Origin of the sequence: Pseudoalteromonas amylolytica, from assembly GCF_001854605.1 — a bacterium.
GTDB classification, from domain to species: Bacteria; Pseudomonadota; Gammaproteobacteria; order Enterobacterales; family Alteromonadaceae; genus Pseudoalteromonas; species Pseudoalteromonas amylolytica.
This window is the reverse complement of the sequence record NZ_MKJU01000022.1, coordinates 251,468-275,729: the sequence shown is the minus strand read 5'-3', so window position 1 is coordinate 275,729 and position 24,262 is coordinate 251,468. Positions and strand designations below refer to the sequence as shown.

28 protein-coding genes are annotated in these 24,262 nt (G+C 44.0%); 9 read left to right on the top strand and 19 right to left on the bottom strand.

All coding sequences use genetic code 11. From position 1 onward, the window contains the following. Positions 1-2 precede the first annotated feature (2 nt). Both BET10_RS05705 and BET10_RS05700 read right to left on the bottom strand, forming a co-directional pair. Positions 3-1,025: a general secretion pathway protein GspB gene (locus BET10_RS05705; protein ID WP_070983965.1), complete on the bottom strand. Its 1,023-nt coding sequence runs from the start codon at positions 1,023-1,025 to the stop codon at positions 3-5. Positions 1,026-1,035: 10 nt separating this feature from the next. Then, the gene (locus BET10_RS05700) at positions 1,036-1,950 is read right to left on the bottom strand and encodes an ExeA family protein (RefSeq protein ID WP_070983964.1); all 915 of its coding nucleotides are present in this window, start codon (positions 1,948-1,950) and stop codon (positions 1,036-1,038) included. A 103-nt stretch (positions 1,951-2,053) separates the two neighbouring features. Between BET10_RS05700 and BET10_RS05695 the strand changes: the two genes are divergently transcribed. Further along, positions 2,054-3,160, top strand: a complete 1,107-nt coding sequence (locus BET10_RS05695; RefSeq protein ID WP_070984061.1) for a tRNA nucleotidyltransferase/poly(A) polymerase-related protein — start codon at positions 2,054-2,056, stop codon at positions 3,158-3,160. A 44-nt stretch (positions 3,161-3,204) separates the two neighbouring features. Here BET10_RS05695 and BET10_RS05690 read toward each other — a convergent pair whose 3' ends face one another. Genes BET10_RS05690 through folB form a run of 3 tightly spaced genes read right to left on the bottom strand, consistent with a single transcriptional unit; the run spans position 3,205 to position 4,849 of the window. Then, entirely contained in the window at positions 3,205-4,008 is an 804-nt protein-coding gene (locus tag BET10_RS05690; protein WP_070983963.1) for an undecaprenyl-diphosphate phosphatase, read from the bottom strand. After that, the gene (folK, locus tag BET10_RS05685; RefSeq protein ID WP_070983962.1) at positions 4,005-4,493 is read right to left on the bottom strand and encodes a 2-amino-4-hydroxy-6-hydroxymethyldihydropteridine diphosphokinase; all 489 of its coding nucleotides are present in this window, start codon (positions 4,491-4,493) and stop codon (positions 4,005-4,007) included. The genes BET10_RS05690 and folK overlap by 4 nt, the downstream gene beginning before the upstream one ends. Before the next feature lie 2 nt (positions 4,494-4,495). Continuing rightward, positions 4,496-4,849, bottom strand: a complete 354-nt coding sequence (folB, locus tag BET10_RS05680; protein ID WP_070983961.1) for a dihydroneopterin aldolase — start codon at positions 4,847-4,849, stop codon at positions 4,496-4,498. A 114-nt stretch (positions 4,850-4,963) separates the two neighbouring features. Here folB and plsY point away from each other — a divergent pair, with 114 nt between their 5' ends. After that, positions 4,964-5,551, top strand: coding sequence for a glycerol-3-phosphate 1-O-acyltransferase PlsY (plsY, locus tag BET10_RS05675; protein WP_139158539.1), 588 nt, complete (start codon positions 4,964-4,966; stop codon positions 5,549-5,551). Here plsY and tsaD read toward each other — a convergent pair. The 3 genes from tsaD to BET10_RS05660 form a co-directional block, all read right to left on the bottom strand. Continuing rightward, positions 5,548-6,561: a tRNA (adenosine(37)-N6)-threonylcarbamoyltransferase complex transferase subunit TsaD gene (gene tsaD, locus BET10_RS05670; protein ID WP_070983960.1), complete on the bottom strand. Its 1,014-nt coding sequence runs from the start codon at positions 6,559-6,561 to the stop codon at positions 5,548-5,550. The genes plsY and tsaD overlap by 4 nt on opposite strands. An 86-nt stretch (positions 6,562-6,647) precedes the next feature. Then, positions 6,648-7,238 carry a YjaG family protein gene (locus tag BET10_RS05665; protein ID WP_070983959.1) on the bottom strand — a complete coding sequence of 197 codons (591 nt, stop codon included), beginning with the start codon at positions 7,236-7,238 and terminating at the stop codon, positions 6,648-6,650. Next, complete coding sequence (locus tag BET10_RS05660) at positions 7,222-7,554, bottom strand: putative signal transducing protein (RefSeq protein ID WP_070983958.1); 333 nt, start codon at positions 7,552-7,554, stop codon at positions 7,222-7,224. The genes BET10_RS05665 and BET10_RS05660 overlap by 17 nt, the downstream gene beginning before the upstream one ends. A gap of 36 nt (positions 7,555-7,590) precedes the next feature. Here BET10_RS05660 and BET10_RS05655 point away from each other — a divergent pair, with 36 nt between their 5' ends. The 3 genes from BET10_RS05655 to BET10_RS05645 all read left to right on the top strand — a co-directional run bounded on the left by BET10_RS05655 (position 7,591) and on the right by BET10_RS05645 (position 10,588). Continuing rightward, the gene (locus BET10_RS05655; protein WP_070983957.1) at positions 7,591-7,986 is read left to right on the top strand and encodes a DUF2721 domain-containing protein; all 396 of its coding nucleotides are present in this window, start codon (positions 7,591-7,593) and stop codon (positions 7,984-7,986) included. A gap of 63 nt (positions 7,987-8,049) precedes the next feature. Continuing rightward, the gene (locus tag BET10_RS05650) at positions 8,050-9,576 is read left to right on the top strand and encodes a DUF3369 domain-containing protein (RefSeq protein WP_070983956.1); all 1,527 of its coding nucleotides are present in this window, start codon (positions 8,050-8,052) and stop codon (positions 9,574-9,576) included. Between the two features lie 112 nt (positions 9,577-9,688). Next, the gene (locus tag BET10_RS05645; protein ID WP_070983955.1) at positions 9,689-10,588 is read left to right on the top strand and encodes a LysR family transcriptional regulator; all 900 of its coding nucleotides are present in this window, start codon (positions 9,689-9,691) and stop codon (positions 10,586-10,588) included. A gap of 58 nt (positions 10,589-10,646) precedes the next feature. On the opposite strand, the gene ubiA is transcribed toward BET10_RS05645, so the two are convergent. After that, on the bottom strand, positions 10,647-11,516 hold the full coding sequence (gene ubiA, locus BET10_RS05640) for a 4-hydroxybenzoate octaprenyltransferase (RefSeq protein WP_070983954.1): 870 nt from the start codon (positions 11,514-11,516) through the stop codon (positions 10,647-10,649). Further along, entirely contained in the window at positions 11,494-12,045 is a 552-nt protein-coding gene (locus BET10_RS05635; RefSeq protein ID WP_170829114.1) for a chorismate--pyruvate lyase family protein, read from the bottom strand. The genes ubiA and BET10_RS05635 overlap by 23 nt, the downstream gene beginning before the upstream one ends. Positions 12,046-12,254: 209 nt before the next feature. Between BET10_RS05635 and BET10_RS05630 the strand changes: the two genes are divergently transcribed. Further along, positions 12,255-12,617, top strand: a complete 363-nt coding sequence (locus tag BET10_RS05630) for a flagellar basal body-associated protein FliL (RefSeq protein ID WP_420820120.1) — start codon at positions 12,255-12,257, stop codon at positions 12,615-12,617. Here the strand turns inward: BET10_RS05630 and glpG are convergent. The 6 genes from glpG to BET10_RS05600 all read right to left on the bottom strand — a co-directional run bounded on the left by glpG (position 12,614) and on the right by BET10_RS05600 (position 17,851). Beyond that, positions 12,614-13,429, bottom strand: coding sequence for a rhomboid family intramembrane serine protease GlpG (gene glpG / locus BET10_RS05625; protein ID WP_070983952.1), 816 nt, complete (start codon positions 13,427-13,429; stop codon positions 12,614-12,616). The two genes, BET10_RS05630 and glpG, sit on opposite strands and share 4 nt — an antisense overlap. Continuing rightward, a complete protein-coding gene (gene glpE, locus BET10_RS05620; RefSeq protein WP_070983951.1) occupies positions 13,426-13,743 on the bottom strand; it encodes a thiosulfate sulfurtransferase GlpE in 318 nt (105 codons plus the stop codon). The genes glpG and glpE overlap by 4 nt, the downstream gene beginning before the upstream one ends. A 66-nt stretch (positions 13,744-13,809) precedes the next feature. Continuing rightward, positions 13,810-14,835 carry an L-threonine 3-dehydrogenase gene (gene tdh / locus BET10_RS05615; RefSeq protein ID WP_070983950.1) on the bottom strand — a complete coding sequence of 342 codons (1,026 nt, stop codon included), beginning with the start codon at positions 14,833-14,835 and terminating at the stop codon, positions 13,810-13,812. Between the two features lie 42 nt (positions 14,836-14,877). Next, on the bottom strand, positions 14,878-16,074 hold the full coding sequence (locus tag BET10_RS05610; RefSeq protein WP_070983949.1) for a glycine C-acetyltransferase: 1,197 nt from the start codon (positions 16,072-16,074) through the stop codon (positions 14,878-14,880). Positions 16,075-16,241: 167 nt separating this feature from the next. Then, positions 16,242-16,808 (bottom strand): D-glycero-beta-D-manno-heptose 1,7-bisphosphate 7-phosphatase, encoded by a 567-nt coding sequence (gmhB, locus tag BET10_RS05605; protein ID WP_070983948.1) that lies wholly within the window; start codon positions 16,806-16,808, stop codon positions 16,242-16,244. Continuing rightward, positions 16,805-17,851, bottom strand: a complete 1,047-nt coding sequence (locus tag BET10_RS05600) for a glycosyltransferase family 9 protein (protein WP_070983947.1) — start codon at positions 17,849-17,851, stop codon at positions 16,805-16,807. The genes gmhB and BET10_RS05600 overlap by 4 nt, the downstream gene beginning before the upstream one ends. Before the next feature lie 122 nt (positions 17,852-17,973). Here BET10_RS05600 and BET10_RS05595 point away from each other — a divergent pair, with 122 nt between their 5' ends. Next, entirely contained in the window at positions 17,974-18,693 is a 720-nt protein-coding gene (locus tag BET10_RS05595) for a 3-deoxy-D-manno-octulosonic acid kinase (RefSeq protein WP_070984058.1), read from the top strand. On the opposite strand, the gene hldE is transcribed toward BET10_RS05595, so the two are convergent. Genes hldE through BET10_RS05580 form a run of 3 tightly spaced genes read right to left on the bottom strand, consistent with a single transcriptional unit; the run spans position 18,690 to position 22,242 of the window. Further along, entirely contained in the window at positions 18,690-20,147 is a 1,458-nt protein-coding gene (gene hldE / locus BET10_RS05590; RefSeq protein WP_070983946.1) for a bifunctional D-glycero-beta-D-manno-heptose-7-phosphate kinase/D-glycero-beta-D-manno-heptose 1-phosphate adenylyltransferase HldE, read from the bottom strand. The two genes, BET10_RS05595 and hldE, sit on opposite strands and share 4 nt — an antisense overlap. Then, positions 20,147-20,737 carry a D-sedoheptulose-7-phosphate isomerase gene (locus BET10_RS05585; protein WP_070983945.1) on the bottom strand — a complete coding sequence of 197 codons (591 nt, stop codon included), beginning with the start codon at positions 20,735-20,737 and terminating at the stop codon, positions 20,147-20,149. Before BET10_RS05585 ends, hldE begins: the two co-directional genes overlap by 1 nt. 53 nt (positions 20,738-20,790) lie before the next feature. Then, positions 20,791-22,242: a capsule assembly Wzi family protein gene (locus BET10_RS05580; protein ID WP_070983944.1), complete on the bottom strand. Its 1,452-nt coding sequence runs from the start codon at positions 22,240-22,242 to the stop codon at positions 20,791-20,793. Positions 22,243-22,392: 150 nt separating this feature from the next. Between BET10_RS05580 and waaA the strand changes: the two genes are divergently transcribed. Next, positions 22,393-23,655 (top strand): lipid IV(A) 3-deoxy-D-manno-octulosonic acid transferase, encoded by a 1,263-nt coding sequence (waaA, locus tag BET10_RS05575; protein ID WP_070983943.1) that lies wholly within the window; start codon positions 22,393-22,395, stop codon positions 23,653-23,655. Positions 23,656-23,668: 13 nt separating this feature from the next. After that, positions 23,669-24,220 (top strand): DUF1415 domain-containing protein, encoded by a 552-nt coding sequence (locus tag BET10_RS05570; RefSeq protein ID WP_070983942.1) that lies wholly within the window; start codon positions 23,669-23,671, stop codon positions 24,218-24,220. Positions 24,221-24,262: the final 42 nt, after the last annotated feature.

Sequence of the window (24,262 nt, the reverse complement as noted above, 5' to 3'; positions counted from 1 at the left end):
ACCTATGGCAGCCAATCTTGCATTGCTTTCATGCTGAATTCATAACCATCAAAGTTAAACAAGGCCTGCTCTGGCGTGATCTCTAGCAACTTGAGAGCCCCGATGTTATCTCCTTCATATAACTCCCGATTGTTTAGCTTAATCCAGCGCTTTTCTGGGTCCGTTGCGTAAATATGAGCCTGATAACGCAATGTTGGCAGTGACTGCTGCAATGCGTCTGGTAACAATTCAACAGGTGTTGCCCGTGCAGAGTCTTTACTGCTGGCGGTAACGTTATGTGGCTGGGCATTTTCTGTGTCAGCTACAGCTTGCGCGAACGCCTCTTGCAACTCTTTTGATACGCCAGCCAACTCAGGGTCTTGAGCGGCTTGCTCTAGTGGTTGGCTCAGTGGTTTACCCAACACTCTATATTGACTGAGATCCTCCGTCGCACCTTGTACTGTTGACGGCGCTTGCACTGAAGCCTGCGACTGTGGCCAAGCCTGTGGCGCTGCTTGCTGTGGTGGCGCATTGACTACCTGTTGGTTCATCACGGGCACTAATTGCTGCCTATATACAGGTTGACCGCTGACATCCACTCCTATTTGCACCGACATCCATTGATATTGCACCTGTGGGTTCATAACCGCGTTATTTACCATCGCTGGAGTCACAGGTTGTGCTTGCACAGGTAAAGCGGTATTAACCGTTACCGGTTGTGATGAGGTTATTTGGGGGGTTGCAGCCGTCACGGGAGCATTGGCAACATCCCTTTGAGCAGCCTCACTTTTACCTTCACTTGGTTTCTCAGCGCTTTGCTCAACCTTGGCGAGTTCCGGCTCAGCTGGTTGTGCCAGCGAGGATTGCAGGTAGTGTCCACTTAGGTAGCCTACAAAAGCAAAGCCACCGACAAGCACGAGCGCTGATAAGCCTAGTATCATGGTGCGATAGAGTTTAAGTTGTTTTTGGTGCTGGTAAGCTAAATGATCCTGCTCACTATGCCCTGCTTGCTGTGATTGCTTTAATGCATTAACTAAATACGACATAACTCACCAATTAAAAAATGAATGAAAGGACAAAACCAAGCGCAAAGCTCGCGAACGCAGCTGATGACAACCACCAAACTTTAGGCTGGACTGGTCTGGACTTTTCAGGTACTAAATTAAGAGGCAACGCTTCTTTGGCCGCCTGCATCGCAATCTTTTTATCCACCACTTGCTGCTGCGCCGAGTAAGCGCCCAACAAACACCTATCAGCAAGCAAGTTCAAAAGTCTAGGGATCCCAGCGGTCACTTTATGCATATACGCAATCGCATCATGATCAAAAATCATGGTTTGACTGCCAGCCTTTTGTAGTCGGTGTTGGATATACGCATACACTTGTGACTGAGTTAACGGCAGTAAGTGATAGCGAGCGGTGATCCTTTGTGCCAACTGGCGCAACTCATTACGCTGCAACAGGTGTTGCAGCTCGGGCTGGCCTACCAACACAATTTGCAGCAACTTTTTATGGTCAGTTTCTAAGTTAGTCAACAAACGTAGTTGCTCTAAAACCTCAGCAGCAAGGTGCTGTGCCTCATCAATGATCAACATGGTGTGACCACCAAGAGCATGGTTCTCAAGTAGTCTGGCCTTAATTAAATCAGTCAACACTTTCAAGCTTGCTTGCTCAGCCGGATAGTCGATTTTCAACTCGTCACAAATACTGGCGAGCAGCTCTATCTCCGACAGCGCCGGGTTTAAAATAAATGCTACCTGAGTTGTTTCTGGTAACTGTGCTAGCATACTACGAGTTACGGTGGTTTTTCCTGTGCCCACTTCACCCGTTAACAATACAAAGCCCCCAGCATCCCCCAAGCCGTATGTTAAATGTGCGAGTGCCTCTTTGTGTCTATCACTTAGAAATAAATATTCAGGATTAGGTGCAATGGAAAACGGTTTTTCGCTTAGTCCAAAATAGCGTAAATACACGATGCGTCTCTTTATTGTTATGATGGTGCCTATAATGGCAAAAAAACACGGTAAGTTAAAACCCTGTTTCTTATTTTGCGTAATTTGTTTATTTGAGGCTAAGATGCAAGTGTATTTAGTTGGCGGCGCTGTACGTGATGAATTACTACAACGTCCTATTACAGAAAGAGATTATGTGGTGGTTGGCGCCACGCCTGAGCAAATGCTGGCGCTTGGCTATAGCCAAGTCGGAAAAGACTTCCCCGTTTTTTTACATCCAAAAACCAAAGAAGAATATGCACTAGCCAGAACGGAACGTAAACAAGGTCAAGGCTATGGTGGGTTTATTTGTGATTTTTCGCCTTCCATCACACTTGAGCAAGACTTATACCGTCGAGATTTAACCGTCAATGCAATCGCCAAAGATGAGCAAGGCAATTTAATTGACCCTTACGGTGGGCAGCAAGATATAGCCAACCGTGTCTTGCGCCATGTCAGCGAGGCATTTAGTGAAGACCCCCTTCGCGTGCTACGGGTCGCCCGTTTTGGGGCTCGGTACCACTACCTTAGGTTTAGTATCGCACCTGAAACCCAACAGCTAATGGCAAAAATGGTGGCAAACCAAGAGCTGGCAACACTTACCAAAGAGCGTGTTTGGATGGAGATTGAAAAAAGTCTAAGTGATGGCCAAATTGATGTGTTTAGTAATATCTTACACGAACTAGGTGCGCTGACCTTAATCATGCCAATGCTCACTTACTGGAACCAAAAACATGCTAGGCAATTAGCAAGCGCCATCCAATCTCTTGACGACACTTTGCTAAACTACAAGCTTATTCAATTTAGCCTGTGGCTTGCGCCAAGTTCACTAGATGCGTTGCAGGGAATTGAACAACAACTAAAGATCCCTAATAAATACGCGCAAAGTGCACGAGATTACTGTCAACATCAATCACTGTTGTCACACAATCAAGTTACAACACAAACTGCACTGGCTATGTTTAATCGGTTAGACATTTGGCGTCGCCCCGAACGTTTTGAGCTGTTATGCCAAGTTGCCAAAGCAGACAAGCAGATAAACAACCAAGTGATCGATACACTAAAACGAGCGGCTCAAGCTGCACTGGCCGTTGCGCCGCAAAGTATCATCGAACAAGGATTTAAGGGAGCAGAAATAAAACATCAATTAGCATTAGCTAGAGAAGAGGCTATTGCATTGGCATTAAAATAAAAAAGCCCGCATCGTTTGATGCGGGCCCGGTTAAACGATAGGTATTACCAGAGCAAGAAAGCAAACAATGCGCCACCGAGCAATAATCGGTAGATCACAAATGGCATCATTCCCATGCGTTCAATGACTTTTAAGAAAAAGTGAATACATGCGTAGGCAGTAATAAATGACAATACTGACCCGAGCACAATCGCATTCCAGTTAATAATTTCTTCACCGCTTGAAAGCTTATATACGTAATATGACCCCGCAGCTGCTATCACAGGGATAGACATTAAAAATGAAAAGCGTGCTGCGCTTTGTTTATTTAGTCCAAGCAACAAGCCGACAGTCATGGTGATCCCAGAACGTGAAGTGCCAGGAAATATCATCGCAACCACCTGAGATAGTCCAATCAGTAACGCGCTGAGCCAATTAAGTTGATAGATGGTCTTAATTTGCTTTGCGCTTTTATCCGCATACCATAGCAGTAAACCAAACACCACCGTAGTAGTGGCAATGATCCAGGCATTGCGTGAGTATATCTCAACAAAGTCTTTCACTAAGTAGCCAATAACTAACGATGGAATGGTCGCAAGCAAAATCCACCACCCTAGTTGGCTATCATCACTTTTCCCCTGCGTACCAAAGGAGCTAAACCATGCCCCCAGAATGTCTGTAACTTCTTTACGAAAATAAATCACGACTGCCAGTAACGTTCCCACGTGTACCGCCACATCAAAAGCGGTTCCTTGGTCAGCCCAGCCTAAGATCTGCGATGGCAAAATAAGATGCGCAGAACTCGATATAGGTAAAAACTCGGTTAATCCTTGAACTAACGCCAAAACGATAATTTCAATAATACTCACGGCAACGAAAACTCCACTTTCCACAATTTTTGATTAGGGTTGTTATAAGCTTGCCAAATATCGGCAATACTTCTTTGACACACGGGATGAATATGTTCCGGCGCAATTTCAAAGAGCGGCAACAACACAAAGGCATTTTTGGTTATTTCATCTCTAGGCAATTGGGCTGGCTGCTCACAAATCACATCATCATAAAATAGTAAATCTAGGTCTAAAGTTCGTGGGCTAAACTTTTTATCCTGACGCGTACGACCATTATCCAGCTCAATTTGTTTGAGCAACACGCATACTTGCTCTAAAGAAAGGTCTGTTGAGGCACCAAGCACCGAGTTATAAAAGTTACTGCCGTTAAAACCAACCGCTTCACTTTCGTAAACGCTAGAATGTGTATAGCGAGGAAAGTGCTCTATCAGTGCTATAAGGCCCGCCTTTAAATTATGTTCACGATTTACGTTTGAACCGAGGCTTATATAAATCTGTGCCATAACTAACTTTTCACTCTGGTGATTTCAACACCAACTGTTTTTGCCGCAGGCACCGCCGCAGGTTTACTCACTTTTATTGTTACTTGTTGAGTATTAAACTCGGCCAAGATTATGGCGGCCAGTTGCTCTAACAAAGTTTCTAGTAGCTCTACAGGTTTAGCTGTCGCGTGCTCAATCACCCGCTCACTGACTTTGGCATAATCAAGCGCAAAATTTATGTCATCACTTTGGGCTGCAGCCGAAATGTCGGTCAACATCTCAATATCAAAGTACAAGCTTTGTTTACTTTCCTTCTCAAAGTCGTAAACTCCTATTATAGTTTCGACGTGTAGTTGTGAGATATAGACCTTATCCATTGATACTCCACTGATTGCATAACTGGGTTCTGTGACTACTTATTAAGTTATCCACAGTCGGCATAGAAACGCCGATCATAGCCGAAAACGTCACAAGACAAAATAAGGAAAAACGTGTTAGTTAGTTTAATCTGTCTGTGTGCCTATTTAATTGGTTCTATTTCGTCAGCCGTGTTGGTTTGCCGTATGTTCGGCTTGCCTGATCCTCGCTTTGCAGGGTCACATAATCCTGGCGCAACCAATGTACTGCGGTTGGGTGGTAAGTTGCCTGCTGTGCTGGTATTAGTATTCGACATACTCAAAGGCACAATCCCAGTGTGGGGGGCATATTTCTTACAGATTGAACCTATTTGGCTTGGCGCTGTTGCCGTGGCTGCATGTTTAGGCCACATTTATCCAATATTTTTTCACTTCAATGGTGGTAAGGCAGTTGCAACTGCATTTGGTGCGCTGCTACCAATAGGCTTATCGCTCGGCGGGTTACTTATCGGTACTTGGCTAGTAGTTTTATGGATCACTCGCTACTCATCCTTGGCTGCCATCACAGCCGTGACGCTGGCACCACTGTATACTTGGTGGATTAAACCAATTTACACGTTACCTGTGAGTTTCCTAACCATAGTGATTATCTTCAGACACAGAGAGAATATCAAAAGGCTCCTGCAAGGTAAGGAGCCCAAAGTAGGACAAAAAAAGACCTAAAGCGGTTTTAAACTATCCAATGGCCAACGCGGTTGCGTTTTCATATCAAGCGGTGCATATTGCTTGGCCTTTAAACGCTGCATCCCAGCAAACGCAATCATCGCACCATTGTCAGTACAAAACTCGGTACGTGGGTAATACACCTTCCCCTGCATTCCTTGCATTACACGCTCAAGTTTGTTTCTTAGCTCAATATTAGCACTCACGCCGCCGGCGATAACAAGACGTTTAATGTTTGTCTCTTTTAAGGCTCTTTTACACTTTATGGCCAGTGTATCGATGACTGCTGTTTGAAAAGCATGGGCGATATCCGCTTTAGTTTGCTCATCATCCCCCGCTGAACGAATGGTGTTTGCCGCTGCTGTTTTCAAGCCACTGAAACTAAAATCAAGACCCGGTCTGTCGGTCATCGGTCTTGGAAACACAAAGCGTTTTGCAACACCTTGCTGAGCCATTTTAGCCAGTAATGGTCCACCTGGATAATCTAAGCCGAGTAGTTTTGCCGTTTTATCAAACGCTTCACCTGCGGCATCATCCACTGACTCACCTAGCACTTCGTATTCACCAATACCTTCAACCTTCACCATCATAGTGTGGCCACCAGATACCAACAGCGCAATAAAGGGAAATTCTGGGCGGTCGTCTTCAAGCATAGGTGCCAACAAGTGACCTTCCATATGGTGAACAGCGACAGCTGGAATATTCCAGCCAAAAGCCAAAGAGCGACCAATTGACGTGCCCACCAATAATGCACCAACTAAGCCTGGTCCCGCTGTATACGCTACACCGTCAAGAGACTCTGGACCACATCCAGCTTGCGCAAAAGCGGCTTCAATCAAGGGAATGGTTTTACGCACATGATCGCGAGATGCCAATTCAGGCACCACGCCACCGTAATCTGCATGGACTTTTACCTGACTGTACAGTTGGTGCGCAAGTAGGCCTTGCTCATCATCATAAATCGCAATACCGGTTTCATCACACGATGATTCTATGCCTAAAATTCGCACACAGATTCTCCCAAGACTTGATTAAAAGGCGAGTATTTTACCTGCTGCTACTTTCGTAGGGCAAGCGAATCCCCTCGAATTTGCGCTTAAATGGCCAAACCTATGTTCGTTTGGCCATCAGCAATAGCGAGTTGTTTAAGCTCTTTGACGTTATCTGAGCCGATACGTCCCATATTCTCAACAAAATCAATAAGCTCAGATAAAACTTCTATCTCGTACTGCATCACAGGATGATCTCGAACTAATTTATTGTCCGGTTCAATGTCTTCGTTAAGCAATATAAACTCAACATAACGAGCAACCGTCGCCTGAGATATCTTAGCGATACTGATAAACTCCTGCTCATCCTTAGCCATCAGACCATGCATTAACCCCAACAATGCTGTTGCCGCATCAATTGCGGGATAAGTACCAAACATATCAAACTCTGCAAGTTCAGGTACATTAGGTTCAACTTTTTCTATCTGCTTTTCGAGACTAATCTTACTTTTCGGTAACAATAGTTTCTCCCAACAGACATTCAGTGCATTTCTCAGGGCTGATTCATCACCAAATCCCGTTGCTTCACTAAATAGTCCATAATTAGGCAACATTCTTTCGATAATAGCCGCTGCTAACACAGCCTGTTGTAAATAGTTAAGTTCTCTGATGCGCTGGAAATTATTCGCTTTGGTCATTTTGTTTTCCACATTGCCAGCAATATTGAAATGCTGGTCCGTTCAATTCTGTACAATGGTTGCAACGCCAGTCTGAGGTAAGTTGCTTTTGCGCGTAGTCTACCAATATTTTTTGTGCTGCGCGTACTTTTATCTCATAAACCATTAAACTCAATTTTGCCTGATCAGCGGGTATTTCACCAATCCCTCCTAGTAAAGGTTCACCATCCACACGAGAGTCAATTCTAGCTTGGCTTAACAAACCTTTTACGATATGCGCTTCAAGCAGGCTATCTGTTGTAAATACGCATCGCCATTTAAAGCTATTATCTGTCATAATTATTACTCAATCTTGATTATTGAAGAGGCTCAAATGACGCTAACCACTCCTGGACTTTTATTTCCTGCGATATCACTACTTTTATTGGCTTACACAAATCGATTTTTAGTTTTGGCACAACTCATCAGGGAGCTAAATGCCCGTGAAGGTGACAGTATCCGCCCATTAGTTCGAGCACAGATTGATAACTTGAGAAGACGCATTAAGTTAATTCGCTTCATGCAAGTATGGGGCGTGGTCGCATTTTTACTGTGTACTCTATCAATGTTTGCACTGTTCATCGATGTCGCGATGACCGGCATCATCCTGTTTGGCACCAGTTTATGCTGCCTCATCGTGTCACTGATTATCTCTTTGTACGAGATACATATTTCGTGTGATGCCATAGAAATAGAATTGCAAAATATCGAGAAAAAGCCAACTTCTTGATTAAGCAGATGCTGACTTTAATGACTATACTGACAAAGTAAACAGTCATTAAAGGGCCAACGAGTGAGCAGTTTTCTTTTCTCTGATGATTCTATTGAAGAACCAACGACCCCACAATTAAAGTCTGAATACTGGGACATTCTGATTGTTGATGACGAGGAGGATATTCACCAAGTTACAAAACTAGTTCTGTCTGGTTTTGAATTTGAAAAAAAACCATTACGTTTTCACCATGCTTATTCTGCAAAAGAAGCCAAAACAATACTCGAAAAAGAGCAGCTCATTTCGGTAGGTTTGGTAGATGTAGTCATGGAGACCAGCCATGCTGGGCTCGATCTGATAAAATATATTCGTAACGATTTAGCCAATCATGATGTGAGGCTTATTCTACGCACAGGTCAACCTGGGGAAGCACCTGAAGAATCTGTGATCAGAGACTACGATATTAACGACTACAAGAATAAAACTGAGTTAACCGCAGTTAAATTGAAAACGTTACTCTACTCAGCATTACGTGCTCATCGAGACATTCAAACCATTGAAAAACACAAACGAGGATTAGAACAAATAATTAATGCTTCATCCTCTTTTTTGAAATGCAACAGTGTCAGGGAGTTCGCTTCCACTATTTTGGCACATGTGTCTAACGTGATGGGGCTCAGTGATAACGATATTTATTGTGCTGCCGCCATTAATAACCGTAAAGAGTCAGGTTCACACTTCAAGCTATTAGCTGCATCAGGTGAAGGCGTAGAACCAAATTCATCCGTAATACCCGACCATGTTAAAGAGCTATTCATCGAATCTCATAACCTCAAGGCATCTCGATCTACAGAGACGGAATACGTCGGCTACTTTCCTTCCGCTGGTGGCGGTGAAACCATGCTGTATGTTGGCAAAGACTCGCAAATGAAAAGCACTGACAGACAGCTGCTGGAGTTTTTTGCCAACAACATCGCGTTGGCCTACGACAATATTAAATTAAGAGAAACGGTAAAAGATTCACAAAAAGAACTCTCCTATATTCTTGGTGAGGCCGTTGAGCGTCGCTCTAAAGAGACTGGTTCACACGTCAAAAGGGTCGCTCACTACAGTATGCTAATGGCGCAACTGTACGGCTTGTCTGATTATTACGCCGAGATCATCAAGCTCGCTTCGCCACTACACGATATTGGAAAAATCAGCATACCAGATGAAATTTTAAATAAACCAGACAAACTGAACGATGCTGAATGGGAAATTATGAAGACCCACGCTCAGACTGGTTACGAAATTTTACAACATTCTTCTAACGAAATTTTACAATGTGGCGCTACAATAGCCCATCAGCATCATGAAAAGTGGGATGGTTCTGGCTATCCCAGAGGTCTCAAAGGTGAACAAATCGATATTGTTGGCCGTATCACAGCTTTGGCTGATGTGTTTGACGCATTAGGTAGCGATCGATGTTATAAACCTTCATGGCCTTTAGAAAAAGTGTTAGCGCTGATACAATCTGAGAAAGGGAAGCAGTTTGAACCAAAGCTTGTTGATCTGTTTATAAACAACTTAGATCAGTTTATTGCAATTAGAGATAGCTACCCCGATTGACTTTTGTAAGCAGAATGTAAAATTTTCACTTTCAATCTTCCATTACTTGTATTAGTATTAGGAAAATACACAATACCGTTGTGTCACTTGTAGAAATTAAAAGGAATTTCGAATGAGATTTGAACAACTAGAACAGTTTGTCGCTTTAGGTAACTTGCGCCACTTTAGACAAGCTGCTGAACAAACAAAGATTAGTACATCAGCTTTGACTAGAAGCATTCAAACGCTTGAAGATGAAATTGGATGCGAACTTGTTAAGCGTTCAACACGCTCTGTGAGGCTTACAGAACAGGGCGAAATGTTTTTAAGTTACTGTAAAACAACGCTGTCAGAGTTAGAAATGACCAAGAAAACTATCAAACAAAGCCTGTTTGGTAGAGATCAACAGAAGTTGGTCATTGGTTACACCAACGACGCTAGCTCTATTGTACCTATGTCATGTGGTCAGTTCCTTGCTGATTACCCAAACATTAAAATTGAGATGCAGTTGCAAGACGAGCATGAGTTAACCCGTAAGTTGCAGCTTGGGGAAATTGATATTAGTGTCTATTTGCAAAGTGCTAGCAATGTTGTCAGTGATATTTACCTTCCTGACCAACTTATTCTGTTTGTTGCAAAACACCACCCGCTTGCTAGTAAAGACTCACTACGTAAAGAAGAGCTGTACGATTACCCTATGTTCGGCTGTTTTTCACAATCCAAGCAAGTACAAACCATGCTCAATGAAGCTGTTGATGGGCTTAATAAAAGTAGCAGTATGAAGATTGGTAACATTGATCAAGTCATGGATGGCCTAAAACAATCGAATCACTTCGCTATAGCCAGCATTGAGCATGCTAATACTATCGCACAGGATCCAAGTTTAGTGATTTTGAAAACAAATAAGGATATCAACCACGAGCAGTTAGTTGTGCAAACTAACCATCACGTTAACAGAGATGGTCACATCAAACATTTACTTGGTTTGATAGAAAACTCAGCGAAAGCCAAAGCTTGCGCATCAAATATATAAATATTTTCATATTTTTGAAAAAGGATGCTTAAGGCATCCTTTTTTTAAAAATTCTGGTTTATATATAACTCAGCGCGATACCAACAAATATCACCAAACCAACCCGATTGTTACGCAAAAATGAGTTAAAACAGTGGTCTCTATCACGAGTGTGTATGGCTATTTGAAGTTTCACCAATAATGCTACGGCCACAACTAATCCAGCAAAATAGTACCCAGCTAACGACAGCTGCATACCCACATAAGCAAGTAATGACACAAACGCAATATTAAGCAAAGCTATCCAATGCCTATCATAACAACCAAATAAAATAGCCGTTGATTTAACGCCTATTTTTAAATCGTCATCCCTATCCACCATGGCATACATAGTGTCATAGGCCACAGTCCATAAAACGTTTGCTAAAAACAACCACCACGCGTGCACAGGTACAGCATTGTTACTGGCCATAAACGCCATTGGAATTGAAAAGCTATACGCCATTCCCAAAACAACTTGAGGTAAATGGGTGTAGCGTTTCATAAACGGATAACAGGCCGCAAGCACAAGTGCAGCGATAGACAGTAAAATAGTCTGCCAGTTAAGCGTCAGTACCAGCACAAATGCACACAAAATTAGTACGATGAACAAACTTAGCGCTTCACCCGGTTGTACTTCCCCCAAGGCTAATGGTCGATTTGAGGTTCTTTTGACTGCACCGTCTACCTTTCGGTCAGCAAAATCGTTGATCACACAACCAGCGCTGCGCATGATGAAAACACCGCAACTAAATACCAACAATAAATGCATCGGTGGTACACCTGCATTTGCTATCCACAACGCCCAATAAGTTGGCCATAGTAATAACAAAGTGCCTATCGGTCTATCTGTTCTCATCAGCCGAAAATAAGCGGGTAAATGCGACCTACTTAGCAAGTTGAGCTGCATAATTCACCTTAGGTAAAAATACTTCACAGACCATGATCTTGGCCTCTCGGTTGGTAAACACACGGCGCCTCGCGTACATCCTTTGTAGAGGTAATTGCAAGTCATTCAATAAAGCGTCGTATCCTGAAAGATTGTTAACGCACGCAACTTCTAATTCTGAGCGCTGCCATGATTCATCTTGAAACAAAACCTCTCCCAAGGGTCGAGATCCGAGTTGACGCACACCTAAATCAGAGGCCTGTGTACTAATCCAGCTTTGCGCATAAACCCGAGCTACATCGTCGCAAACGAGTAGCACCTCACGACATTGTATCTGTCTACACTGCTCACCGAGTAAGTCTTTATGTAAAACATTACTTGCCAACCACTGCTCACGCAACACATCGACTCTAAATTGGTCACTTTGGCTTTTCAGTAATGCAGTTAACGAGCCTTCATTCAAGATCATCGAAGCATCAGGATTAGGCAGGTACGAGCATTCGCGTGCGGAATGCCATTCAAAATCAATGGTAAATGGGGTTATTAACAAAACAATATCTGCTATCAAATAAACTCGCGTATATCATAGCACTCCCCCGCTCTTGGCAAAAGTTCACTGATATTTTAATAGGATATACACTTCAAATATGTAAATTAATTACATTTACGTATACACTTAGCCTTGCAAACTATACCGTTGAACCAATGGGAATTCTAATTGTTATGAATAAGCCTTACTATCTACTTGTCGCGATTTTTATGCTGGCTGTGAGCAGCTTTGGAGCACGAGCGAATTCCAATGTAGGCTACTTTGGTTTTGAGCCAGATATCATTACCAATTACATTGGTCAATCAAATAAAAAACTTGGTTATGTGCGCGTAACAGTAGATTTGATGCTAGATGATGTTGGCAATATAGGTGTTGTTGAGCATCACACTCCCTTGCTTAGAGATGCAATAGTACAAATTCTAAGCAAAGAGCCTGAAGAAACCATCAAGTCACTTACAGGCCGTGAAGAAATTCGTCGACGCTGTGCAGATAGACTTAAAAACCTATTAAAAGAAGAAACAGGTGAAGAAATCATCCGTGACGTACTATTCACCAAGTATTTATATCACTAGGCTGTTTTTCGCCTAGGTTGTATGAATGCGATTAACATACCACTGAGCAAGCCAAACAAATGCGCCCAATTTGCCATGCTGATAAAAAATAGCTCGGTAAAGCCAAAAATCATCCATAACAGCATAAACCCAACAATTGGTTTACCAACAATGGGCTCTTGTGTTGGGTGTTTTACGCTGTAAATCCAAGCGAAGCCAAGCAGCGCATAGACCACCCCACTTAACCCGCCAAAGCGACTATCGACCATCAAAAATTGAGCCCAATTGCTAACGAGACTACTGACTATAAAAAGCACAAAAAGGTAGCGCGCACCAGTACGCTGAACTATTTGATGGCCGAGGTGCAACCACCAACTGAGGTTGAATACCAGATGTAAAGCACCAAAGTGTAACAGCGCGGGCGTTATCCAGCTCAATGGCGCGTCGGGTTTAAACTGTAGATTGGCGAAAATAGCGTTCGCATCAAATAAATAAAAGCTGCTGAATACGATTAAGCACAATACAAAAATCAGTTTCAAAAACCAATGCAAAGCACTAAAGCGCTGCCAAATATTGAGCTCACTACCGCTGTAGATCAATGCCGAGTTGGTTTGTCCGCTTTGCCACGAGGCGTCTGCATACTTGCGATCATGTGGGTTAGTAACAAAATCCTGCCAAAGAGTTTCGGCTTTTTCCTGATAGGCTTCTGGGACCCACACTTCAACATTAACACCATCGCTGGAGCGCAAACTCACAGATATGCCCTGTGTTTTGAAATAATCAACAGCCCCTTGGACTGCACGAGGATTATTATGCGTCCCTAGTAAAATCATTTGCTTATAAAGTCCGGTAACTCTGAAGCCCACTGAGTAAAGCCACCATCCATGCTATAAACATCTTCAAAGCCTTGCTCAATCAAATAGCTCGCGGCACCTTGAGAGCTGATCCCGTGATAACAGACCACGATGATAGGCTGATCAAACTCTTTTTCTTGCATAAAATGCGCGATATTCGCATTAGATAGGTGCTCCGCGCCGGGAATATGCCCTTGCGAAAAACTGTTCTCATCACGAATATCCGCAATCACAACATCATCACGCTCTAAGAATTGTTTGGTCTGTGCGACAGAAATGTGTTTCATTGACATAAAGTTTACTACTCATAAAATGCAAAAAGGCGACCGATGTCGCCTTTGATATGTAAAATACGGCTACTAATCCCAGTTTAAGATCACTTTGCCTGATTGACCAGAGATCATGGTATCAAAACCAGTCTGGAAATCATCGATATGGAATTGATGGGTAATAATTGGCTCAAGGTTTAACCCTGATTGAATTAAGCTTGCCATCTTATACCAAGTCTCAAACATTTCGCGACCATAAATACCCTTGATCACTAACCCTTTGAAAATCACTTGGTTCCAATCAACCGCCATATCTGAAGGTGGAATACCTAACATGGCGACCTTACCACCGTGATTCATGTTGTTGAGCATACTATTGAACGCCACAGGGACACCTGACATTTCCAGCCCGATATCAAACCCTTCGGTCATTCCCAGCTCTTTCATTATATCTTCAAGTTTTTCGTTAGCGACATTTACGGCACGCGTTGCGCCCATTTTGCGAGCCAACTCAAGGCGGTATTCATTCACATCAGTGATCACCACATGACGTGCACCCACATGCTTTGCAACGGCAGCAGCCATGATACCAATTGGACCGGCACCTGTGATTAATACATCCTCACCTACTAAGTCAAACGACAAAGCGGTGTGTACAGCATTACCAAATGGGTCAAAAATTGAAGCCAGCTCGTCAGAAATGTTATCTGGGATCTTGAACGCGTTAAACGCAGGGATCACTAAGTATTCTGCAAACGACCCTTCTCGGTTAACACCAACACCCGTCGTATTACGACATAAATGTACGCGACCTGCTCGACAGTTACGACAGTGACCACACGTGATATGCCCTTCACCAGAGACCCTATCACCAATGTTAAAGCCACGTACTTCTTGGCCCATATCAACCACTTCACCCACATATTCATGACCTACAACCATAGGCGTTGGAATGGTGTTTTGTGCCCATTCATCCCACTTGTAGATATGTACATCGGTGCCACAAATTGCAGTTTTGCGGATTTTAATCAACAGATCGTTGTGCCCTACTTCCGGTTTAGGCGCATCCGTCATCCAAATCCCTGGTTCGGCTTTTAACTTAGATAAAGCTTTCATAATCGTTACTCAAAACAAGGAAGCCACCGCTTCGCTTTAAAATTAAATAATACCCAACTCTTTGCCAATACGAGTGAAGGCAGCAATCGCTTTATCAAGCTGCTCTTGTGTGTGTGCAGCTGAAATTTGAGTACGAATTCTCGCTTGCCCCTTTGGTACGACAGGGAATGAGAAGCCAGTCACGTAAATGCCCTCTGCCAGTAATTTATCAGCCATTTGCGCAGCAACCTTAGCATCCCCCAACATCACAGGAATAATAGCGTGATCTTTACCCGCACATGTGAAACCAGCCGCTTCCATATTTTCACGGAAGTACGCGGCATTACGCCACAAAGTATCACGTAACTCTTTACCTTCTTTTAGCATATCTAATACGGCGATTGAGGCTGTGACAATTGATGGTGCCAATGAGTTTGAGAACAAGTACGGACGTGAGCGCTGGCGCAACCAATCAATCACTTCTTTTTTACCTGATGTATAACCACCTGAAGCGCCACCAAGCGCTTTGCCTAAGGTACCCGTGATGATATCAACGCGGTCCATAACACCACAGTATTCAGGTGTACCGCGTCCATTTTCACCTACAAAGCCAACCGCGTGAGAGTCATCAACCATCACCAATGCATCATATTTGTCAGCCAAGTCACATACCGCTTCCAAATTACAGATAACCCCATCCATTGAGAACACGCCATCTGTAGCAATCAGTTTAGTTTTAGCACCTGCTTGTGTTGCAGCAATCAACTGTTGCTCCAAATCAGCCATATCGTTATTAGCATAGCGGAAACGTTTAGCTTTACATAGGCGAACACCATCAATGATAGAGGCATGGTTTAGCGCATCTGAGATGATTGCATCATCAGGGCCTAAAATCGTTTCAAACAAACCCGTATTGGCATCAAAACATGACGAGTACAAGATAGTGTCTTCTGTTTGCAAAAACTCACTGATTTTTGCTTCTAAAGTTTTGTGAATGTTTTGCGTACCACAAATAAAACGAACCGATGCAACACCAAAACCGTGCGCGTCCAAGCCTTGCTTGGCAGCAGCAATAAGGCTTGGATGATTTGCTAATCCCAAATAGTTGTTTGCGCAGAAGTTAATTACTGATTCGCCGCTTTCAACTGCGATTTGCGCTTGTTGAGAAGAAGTGATCACGCGTTCATTTTTATACAAACCTTCAGCTTTTACTTCTTCAAGCTGTTGCTGTAGCTGGCTATAAAAGGCCGATGCTCTCATTTGGAGTCTCCATTATTTGCACGGGTCCCAATGTACACGCCATTTTACCATCACGTGAGAGTGCCTAAGCGTGTACTGGGTCAATCAAACTGGGTTGCTATTGTAAAAGGTTCAACCCGTAAATGCACGGGTTGTGATTATGGTGCGCTAAGTCTTAAAGTAAATACTTATGAGACAAGCGGTAATAACGCCGGGACTTGGCTTAAAGAGGCACACACATGATCAGCTTGACGCTTTGCTTCATCACTGAAGGATTGGCCAGACTCTACCAAAATCGCAAGATTAACTCCCGCGGCTCTGGCAGCTTCAATATCCGACAGCTTATCACCGACCATCACACTTTCACTGACATCAATATCAAACTCAGCGATTGCCTCATTGAGCATACCTGGGCTAGGTTTTCGACAGTCACATTCTTTTTGAAATTCAGGGAGTGCTTTTTCAGGGTGATGCGGGCAGTAATAGACCTTACTGATTGTGACTTGATGTTTTGCAAACTCACCACACATCCACTCACTCAATGTGGCAAACTGCTGCTGGTCATAATACCCACGGCCAATGCCTGATTGGTTGGTCACCACAACGATAATATAACCTTGGGCAATAAACTGCTGACAGGCTTCGAATACGCCGTCAATAAACTCAAAATCTTCAACCTTGTGAACATAGGCATGGTCAACATTAATCACGCCATCTCGGTCTAAAAAAATCGCTTTGTTTTGCTGCTTGCTCATAGCTTTTCTGTCTCTACCACATGGTCAAACATTTCAATAACTTGCTCGGTTTGAATTTGCTGCATCAAGTCATCCCCTTTCACGCGCACGCCCCATGGTAATTGCTGCGCCGTTTTGCCTTTTTGCTTGAGCAAGTTTTGATGATACACCTCAACCACATAGTCCTGATACAGATAAGGCCCAGTGCGTTTCGGGTTTGAATGAGCATACAAGCCAATGACGGGCGTACCAACCGTTACAGCCATATGTGCAGGCCCTGTATCGGGCGCTAATACTAAACTTGCCTGTTTTAAAACACACAGTAATACCTTTAACTGGGTTTTGCCCACTAAGTTGGTGATATCACATTGTGCCTGTTGGCAAATCGCGTTGGCCAGCTCTTGCTCTAAGGATGTAGGTCCACCGGTGATCACCACTGAAAACCCTTGTGCAGCCGCATGCTCAGCAACGGCTGCATAGCGCTCACTTAACCAATTGCGCGCCGCTTTACTAGCCGCAGGTGATATCACCAAGACTCTATCATTACACTGTGCCAACAAGGCCAATGCTTGGCGTTCGTCATCTGCAGATACAGGCATATGCCAACTTGGAGTGTCGCATTGAACACCAATGGTGCGAGCAAACTGCTGAAAGCCTTCCAGCACATGCGGCTCGTTTTGTGGCGCAATACGCTTATTGATAAATAAGGAATGCAGCTCTTTGCTACGACCCTTATCAAAACCAATTTTAACCTTGGCAGGAATGCATCGAGCGGCAAGGTTAGCACGCAGCGCTACTTGCATGTGTAGCAACACATCAAATTTGCGCCCCTTAAAGGTGCTTTTCAAATTTTGATAAGCCGCTTTACCCTGTTTTTTGTCAAAAACAACAAACTCAACCCCTGGTAAGTCTACCAATAACATTGCTTCTACTTTGCCTATCACCCAAGTGATCGCAGCATCAGGATAACGCGCTTGAATGGCTTGTACCGCTGCAACAGCATGACATACATCACCTATCGCGGAGAGCCTGAGAATACAAATAGAACGAGGAGGCTGAGACACAAATTTCCTACTTATCAAAAATATTTGCGCCAGATCTTAAATTAATCAATTTGCTTTGCAAGTTTATGGTCAACAAAAAACACGTTACACTTGCAGCAACTTTTAGCCGAATTAACCTGTCGATGAAGATCACCACGACCAACAATCACTACTTATTAACGCCAGATATAAACAAAGATACAATCGATCTAAACTGGTTTGATGCACAATTTTGGCAAGCAAAAAATGCCATTGTTGCCACCAAAGAAGGTCGTTCCACTGCATGGTTTTTTGAGCATCATCAAAAAGTTAATGTACTAAAACACTACTGGCGTGGTGGTTTAGTCGGTAAATTATTATCTGATCAATACCTATATACCGGTTTAAAAAACACCCGTGTGTATCAAGAGTTTGCACTGCTTTGTCAGCTTGAAAAGCTCGGCTTACCTATCTCAAAGCCAGTGGCGGCCAAAATATCTCGAACAGGGCTGGTCTATCGTGGCAGCCTCATTACCGAAGCTGTAAAGGGCGCGCAGAGTCTTTGTGAGCGCTTACGAGCCGAACCTGCCAACCATCTAGCGCTGAAAAAAGTTGCCCAAACGGTTGCGCGCTTTCATCAAGCTGGTGTCTATCATGCTGATTTAAATATTAATAATATTTTGTTTGATGAGTGTGATGAAGTCTATCTCATTGACTTTGACCGAGGCGAGTTAAAAACACCAAGCAGAACATGGCAGCAGGCTAACCTTAGCCGTTTGGAGCGCTCATTCAATAAAGAGGCCGACAAATGGCCGACCTTTTATTTTACACAAGACGATTGGCTGCTATTACAGCAATCTTATTGGCAAGCGCTACAAAGCTAAGACTTAGCGGTTTTACCAAGCTTGGCTTTTTCTATAATACCAGAGGTTGAACAGCCATCTAAAAAGGCTAACACTTCAACCTGCCCGCCCTGAGCCAACACATGATCGGCTCCTGCAATTTCTGATACTTTATAGTCACCGCCCTTAACTAGGATATCTGGGCTTATCTGCTCAATCAGCTTCGCAGGGGTGTCGTTTTCAGCCTCGCTTCCAAATGGGATCACCCAATCCACTGACGCCAAAGCGCTCAACACCATAGCGCGCTCTTTTAACGCGTTGATGGGTCTTTGTGGGCCCTTTAAGCGCGTGATTGACTCATCATTATTCAGGCCAACCACAAGTCTGTCGCCCATGCTTTTGGCTTGAGCTAAATAACGAACATGACCTGCATGTAAAATATCGAAGCAACCATTGGTAAATACTATCTTCTCACCGTTTTGCTTGGCAAATGCGATGTGTTTGAGTACATCATCAAACGGAGTTTGATAATGCTCACCGGTTTGACGTAGATACTGCCCCATTTTACGGCTTAGCTCTTCAGGTGATACGGTTGCAGCACCTAGCTTACTCACCGCAATGCCCGCTGCGATATTTGCCACTTCAACAGCATCTTTAGGTGCCATTCCCGCACCCAGCATGGTCGTCAGCGTTGCAATAACGGTATCTCCCGCACCCGTCACATCACTCACTTCGAGTACCTGCGCTGGAAAATCGTGCTTCTGCGTTGCACAAATAAGTGACATGCCTTGCTCAGATCGCGTCAAGAGCATAGCACCAATACCATGCTCGGCAATGAGTTGTCGCGCGCTGTCTGTCAGTTCTTGCTCGCTGCCAACCTTGCCACCTGCTAATTTAAATTCGTTGAGGTTTGGCGTTATATAATCAGCGCCACGATACAACGATAAATCACTAGACTTAGGGTCGATTAAAACCGTTTTACCCGCAGCCTTGGCCAATGCGATCATGTCTTTAATCGCACTCAAAGCACCTTTGTTATAATCTGAAAACAAAACAAAATCATAATCATCAAGCACTTGCTCTAAGCGCGCTAGCAATAGACGGCTGTGTTGTTCGCTGAATGTTTCTTCTAAATCTAAGCGTACAACCTGCTGATGGCGACTGATAACACGCATTTTGGCGATGGTCGGTAATTCTTCGACCGTCACTAACTGAGAAGCAATCTTCTCGCTTTCTAAGATCCTAGTCAGCGATACGCCATTGTCGTCTTCACCAATCAGTCCTAACAAGCCCACCTGACCATCCAAATGAGCAATGTTCTTCGCAACGTTTGCTGCACCACCCGCTTTGTCTTCCAAGCTACTTACTTTAACCACCGGCACAGGCGCTTCGGGTGAAATTCGCCCAGTATCACCATGCCAGTAACGGTCCAACATCACGTCACCAACCACCAAAACCCGTGCTTGGTTTAGCTTTTGTAAACGAGAGAACTCCATTACTGTTGCTCCGCTACCAACATATCTACCGCTTCACACAGCCAGTGACCAATAAACATGTGTGCCTCTTGGATACGCGCTGTTTCATCATTTTTAATAATGATAGGTAATTTAGCGATATTTTTAACTTCACCGCCATCACGGCCCGTCAACGCGACGGTATTCGCGCCAATTTCGTTTGCAGCTGTCAAAGCGAGATTAATGTTGGCGCTGGTGCCTGAGGTAGTCAGACCAATGACTAAATCTTCAGATTTACATAATGCCTGTACTTGTCGCTCAAATACCGTATCAAAGTGATAGTCATTACTATGTGCGGTCAAAATAGAGGTATCCGTTGTCAACGCAATTGACGCAAGCGGCCCACGTTCCAGTTTATATCGCACTACAAACTCAGCAGCCAAATGCTGAGCGTCAGCTGCGCTGCCACCGTTACCAAACCAGATCACCTTGCCGCCTTTGGCCAAAGTACTGTGACAAGCTTCTAACAGTCTTAGACATTCTTCATGGTAATTTGCCATGGTTTCAAATAATGCCTGATGGCGCTCCAGACTCGCTAAATAACTCTGTTGAATGTGTTCATTTTGCGACATATTCATTCCTATATTACCGCTTTTGGGTATAACTTCTTAAATTTAATCGTATGTTACCAGTATACATTGAGCGACAGCCAAGTATAACTTTCACCAAATACATCTTTACCAACACTTAATGTGGTTTCAACGTGACGACCTTCAATAATTTGGCTGTTACTGAGCTCAAGCGCACGAGCTTGTTCGTAGTCAGCTCCAACTTGGTCAAACTCATTCAAATAGCCGCTCTGGTTATCTATTTGTGTATATTTCAAGCGCCACATAGTACTGTAATCGCTACTGTATGTTGCCTCTAGAGTATGTACTTTGCTTGGTGCTGCATCGCCAAATACCCGTTGATCCGCTGCAAAATGACCCACCACAAAGCCTTTGTTAGTGTTGCCCGCTGTGGGGTATATCTCATTCACATACCATAAGCTGTGCATATTAGTATATTCATAACGTAGCGTTGTAGCCTGAGTTAACTGAGGTAGATACACACCAAAGCTTGCAGCAGTATTACCAAACTGAACGTTGCTGTGGTTTTTAGTATCTTCGCCACCGTATTCAATATACCACTCAACGGGGGTATAAAAATTGGTTTGTAATGTGCTGGTGAGCGTTGCCCACTGGTCTCCCAACTCATCATCTTGGCTCAAGCCATTCCCTTTGTTGTCATTCCCAGAGGGGTCAAAATAGGCTTTAAGTACATCACTTGTGCCAACTTCACGTGGGCCACCACCAAATTGCATCATACGGTTCAAACCGATTGTCCAGCCTTCAATGGGCTCAATGCTAAAATGGGTTCCCGCAAGTTTAGGCGAACCATCGTGCAATTGACCTTGGTAGACGATGCCCTGCTCTTGGCGGTCTAGCTCTGAATAAAACAACTCAAAGTCAAAGTTCCACCAATTTTTAAGTGGTGCAATCAAACCCAGCGATACCGACGCCGAAGGCTTTGCATTGTTCGAGTATACCTGTGCAAAGCTCTTAAATGGAGAAAACCAATGCTCCTTGTAGCCTAGGTTTAGCTGGAAGGTGTCTCCCGCCAAAGCATAAAATGTGTTGTACGGTACTAAATCCCCTTGGCGTACTCGATAATCCATACCAACTTGTAACAAGGAGTTGCTGCTACCACGCCATACGCCATCAAGTGACAGTTCCGCGTATTCACCCGAAATGTTACCTCTATCGTTCGCCAGTTTCACTTGTGTGCCAGAGTCGTACCTAAGTTTAACGCCCTGTCTGACAATCTCGTCTTGTCCTTGGAATTTTTTTAACCGTTCGCGAATATGGCGATAAAGCGGTTCGTCAACTCTGCGCAACTTTTGAAGCGCAATATTTACCTCGCTGACCCGATAGGGCTTTGCCATTGGCACGCCATTGGTCAGCGCAAACATACGGTCTATCTGATATTCTAATGATGTGTCTTTTGAGATAGGTAAATAGGCAGTTGGTGCACTATAACTAAAACACGAAAACACCAGCGCGAACGCTGCGACACAGGACGAGAGTTTTAACGACATAAAATAACAGCTGTTAAGTGGATAAAAGTGAAAGCATGTTAGCAAATAACTGTGCTACTCGCACGGTCTCAAATGTGTAATTTTGTTATAGTATTTCACTATATGCGCTGAACAGGCTAAAATGGCGTTTTAAATCGCTACCAAGGTGCTATGACCCGTTTACTTTACTCTCTTACGCTCGCGTTATTGAGCCCGCTTATTTTACTGTATCTATATGTTGTTCGTGGTAAGAAAAATACTGGCTATAAGCAACACTTTGCAGAACGTTTGGGCATATATGATACCCAGCGAGTAGTAAAGCAACCTGTGGTGTTTCATTGCGCCTCTGTGGGCGAAGTCCTCGCCGCTACGCCGCTGATAAAAAGGTTTATCCAGACCCATCCGAGCGAGTCAGTGATGGTCACGTGTAACACGCCCACCGGCCGAGCACAAATTTCACAAAGTATTGGCCACGACATAGCTATATGTTACTTGCCCATCGACTTTTACTTTGCCAGCAAGCGATTTATAAAACGTTTTCAGCCCAAGTTGTTGGTTGTATTAGAAACAGAGCTGTGGCCAAATGTGTTCACCCATGCCAAGCAAGCAAATTGTTCCGTGTGCGTTATCAATGCACGACTCTCCGAAAAGTCTTTTCGCGGCTATCAAAAGTTCCCAAACATAAGCCGCTGGATAATGGCATCGATTGACGCGCTTGCCAGCCACAATGAGCAAGATGCGCAGCGCTTTATCGCATTGGGACTGACTGAAGAAAAAGTCACAGTAACGGGCTCTATCAAGTTTGATATTCAGCCCAATGACGCAGATATTAAAGCAGCAAAGCAGCTCAAGGCTGAATTTTCTGGCCGCCCAATTTGGGTGGCAGGTTCCACACACCCCAATGAACATGAGCACGTTTTGGCTGCCCACAAACAGGTATTGCAATCTCATCCCGATGCCTTACTGATCATAGCGCCACGTCACCCCGAGCAATTTGATAAGGTTGCAGCCCTACTCACCAGTTCCGGTCTAACTTACTGTCGTCGTAGCCAAACATTTGACCGCCATAGTCAGGTGCTGCTCGCTGATACGCTAGGTGAGCTTAAGATGTTATTTGGCTGTGCTGACATTGCTTATATTGGCGGCAGTTTAATAGCACGCGGTGGCCATAACCCACTTGAAGCCGCTGCATTCGCAGTGCCAGTGCTAAGTGGTCCACATACCTATAACTTTGCACATATTTACCCAGAGCTACTAACGTTAAAAGGTGCCACCACAGTGGCAAGTCAAGAACAACTAGCACAGCGCGTGTGTGCGCTATTAACTGACGAGCCTCAACGTCAAAAGCAAGGCCAACTGGCGCTACAGTGCCTCAAGCAAAACCAAGGCGCGGTTGAGAAAACATTAGACTTATTAAACAGGCAACTAAACTAGAGCGATATCGACCATGACAACATCTTCTTTAAGCCCGCAGCAAATCATGCAAAATTGGGTCAGCTCAGTCATTGTGAAATTTAACTTTTGCCCGTTTGCACGCCAAGAAGTGGAGCAAAACGCGATTCATTATCGCGTTTCAACGGCTGTCAGCCATGACGATGCTGTGATGGACATGTTAGACGAATGTGCAGCCATGAATGACGACACAGGCAAAGAAACTGCTTTACTGATTTTTACTGAAGGTTTTGGAGAGTTTGACGACTTTTTGGATTTAGTCGATTTGGCCAATGCCATGATTGCAGTACAAGGTTATGAAGGCACTTATCAAATCGCAAACTTCCACCCAGACTACGTATTTGCCGACAGTGACGAAGACGACGCGGCAAACTATACCAATAGAGCGCCCTATCCAACATTGCATATCATTCGTGAACAAAGCATGGCCGAGGCATTAGACAGTTACGATGAACCTGAGAGTATTCCCGAGCACAATATTCGTCTGGCAAGACGAAAAGGTGAAACTTTTTGGCAGCAATTACTGAGAAATTGCTATAAAAAATAACAATGGACGTTATGCTAACACGACACAAATGATTTAAAAGAA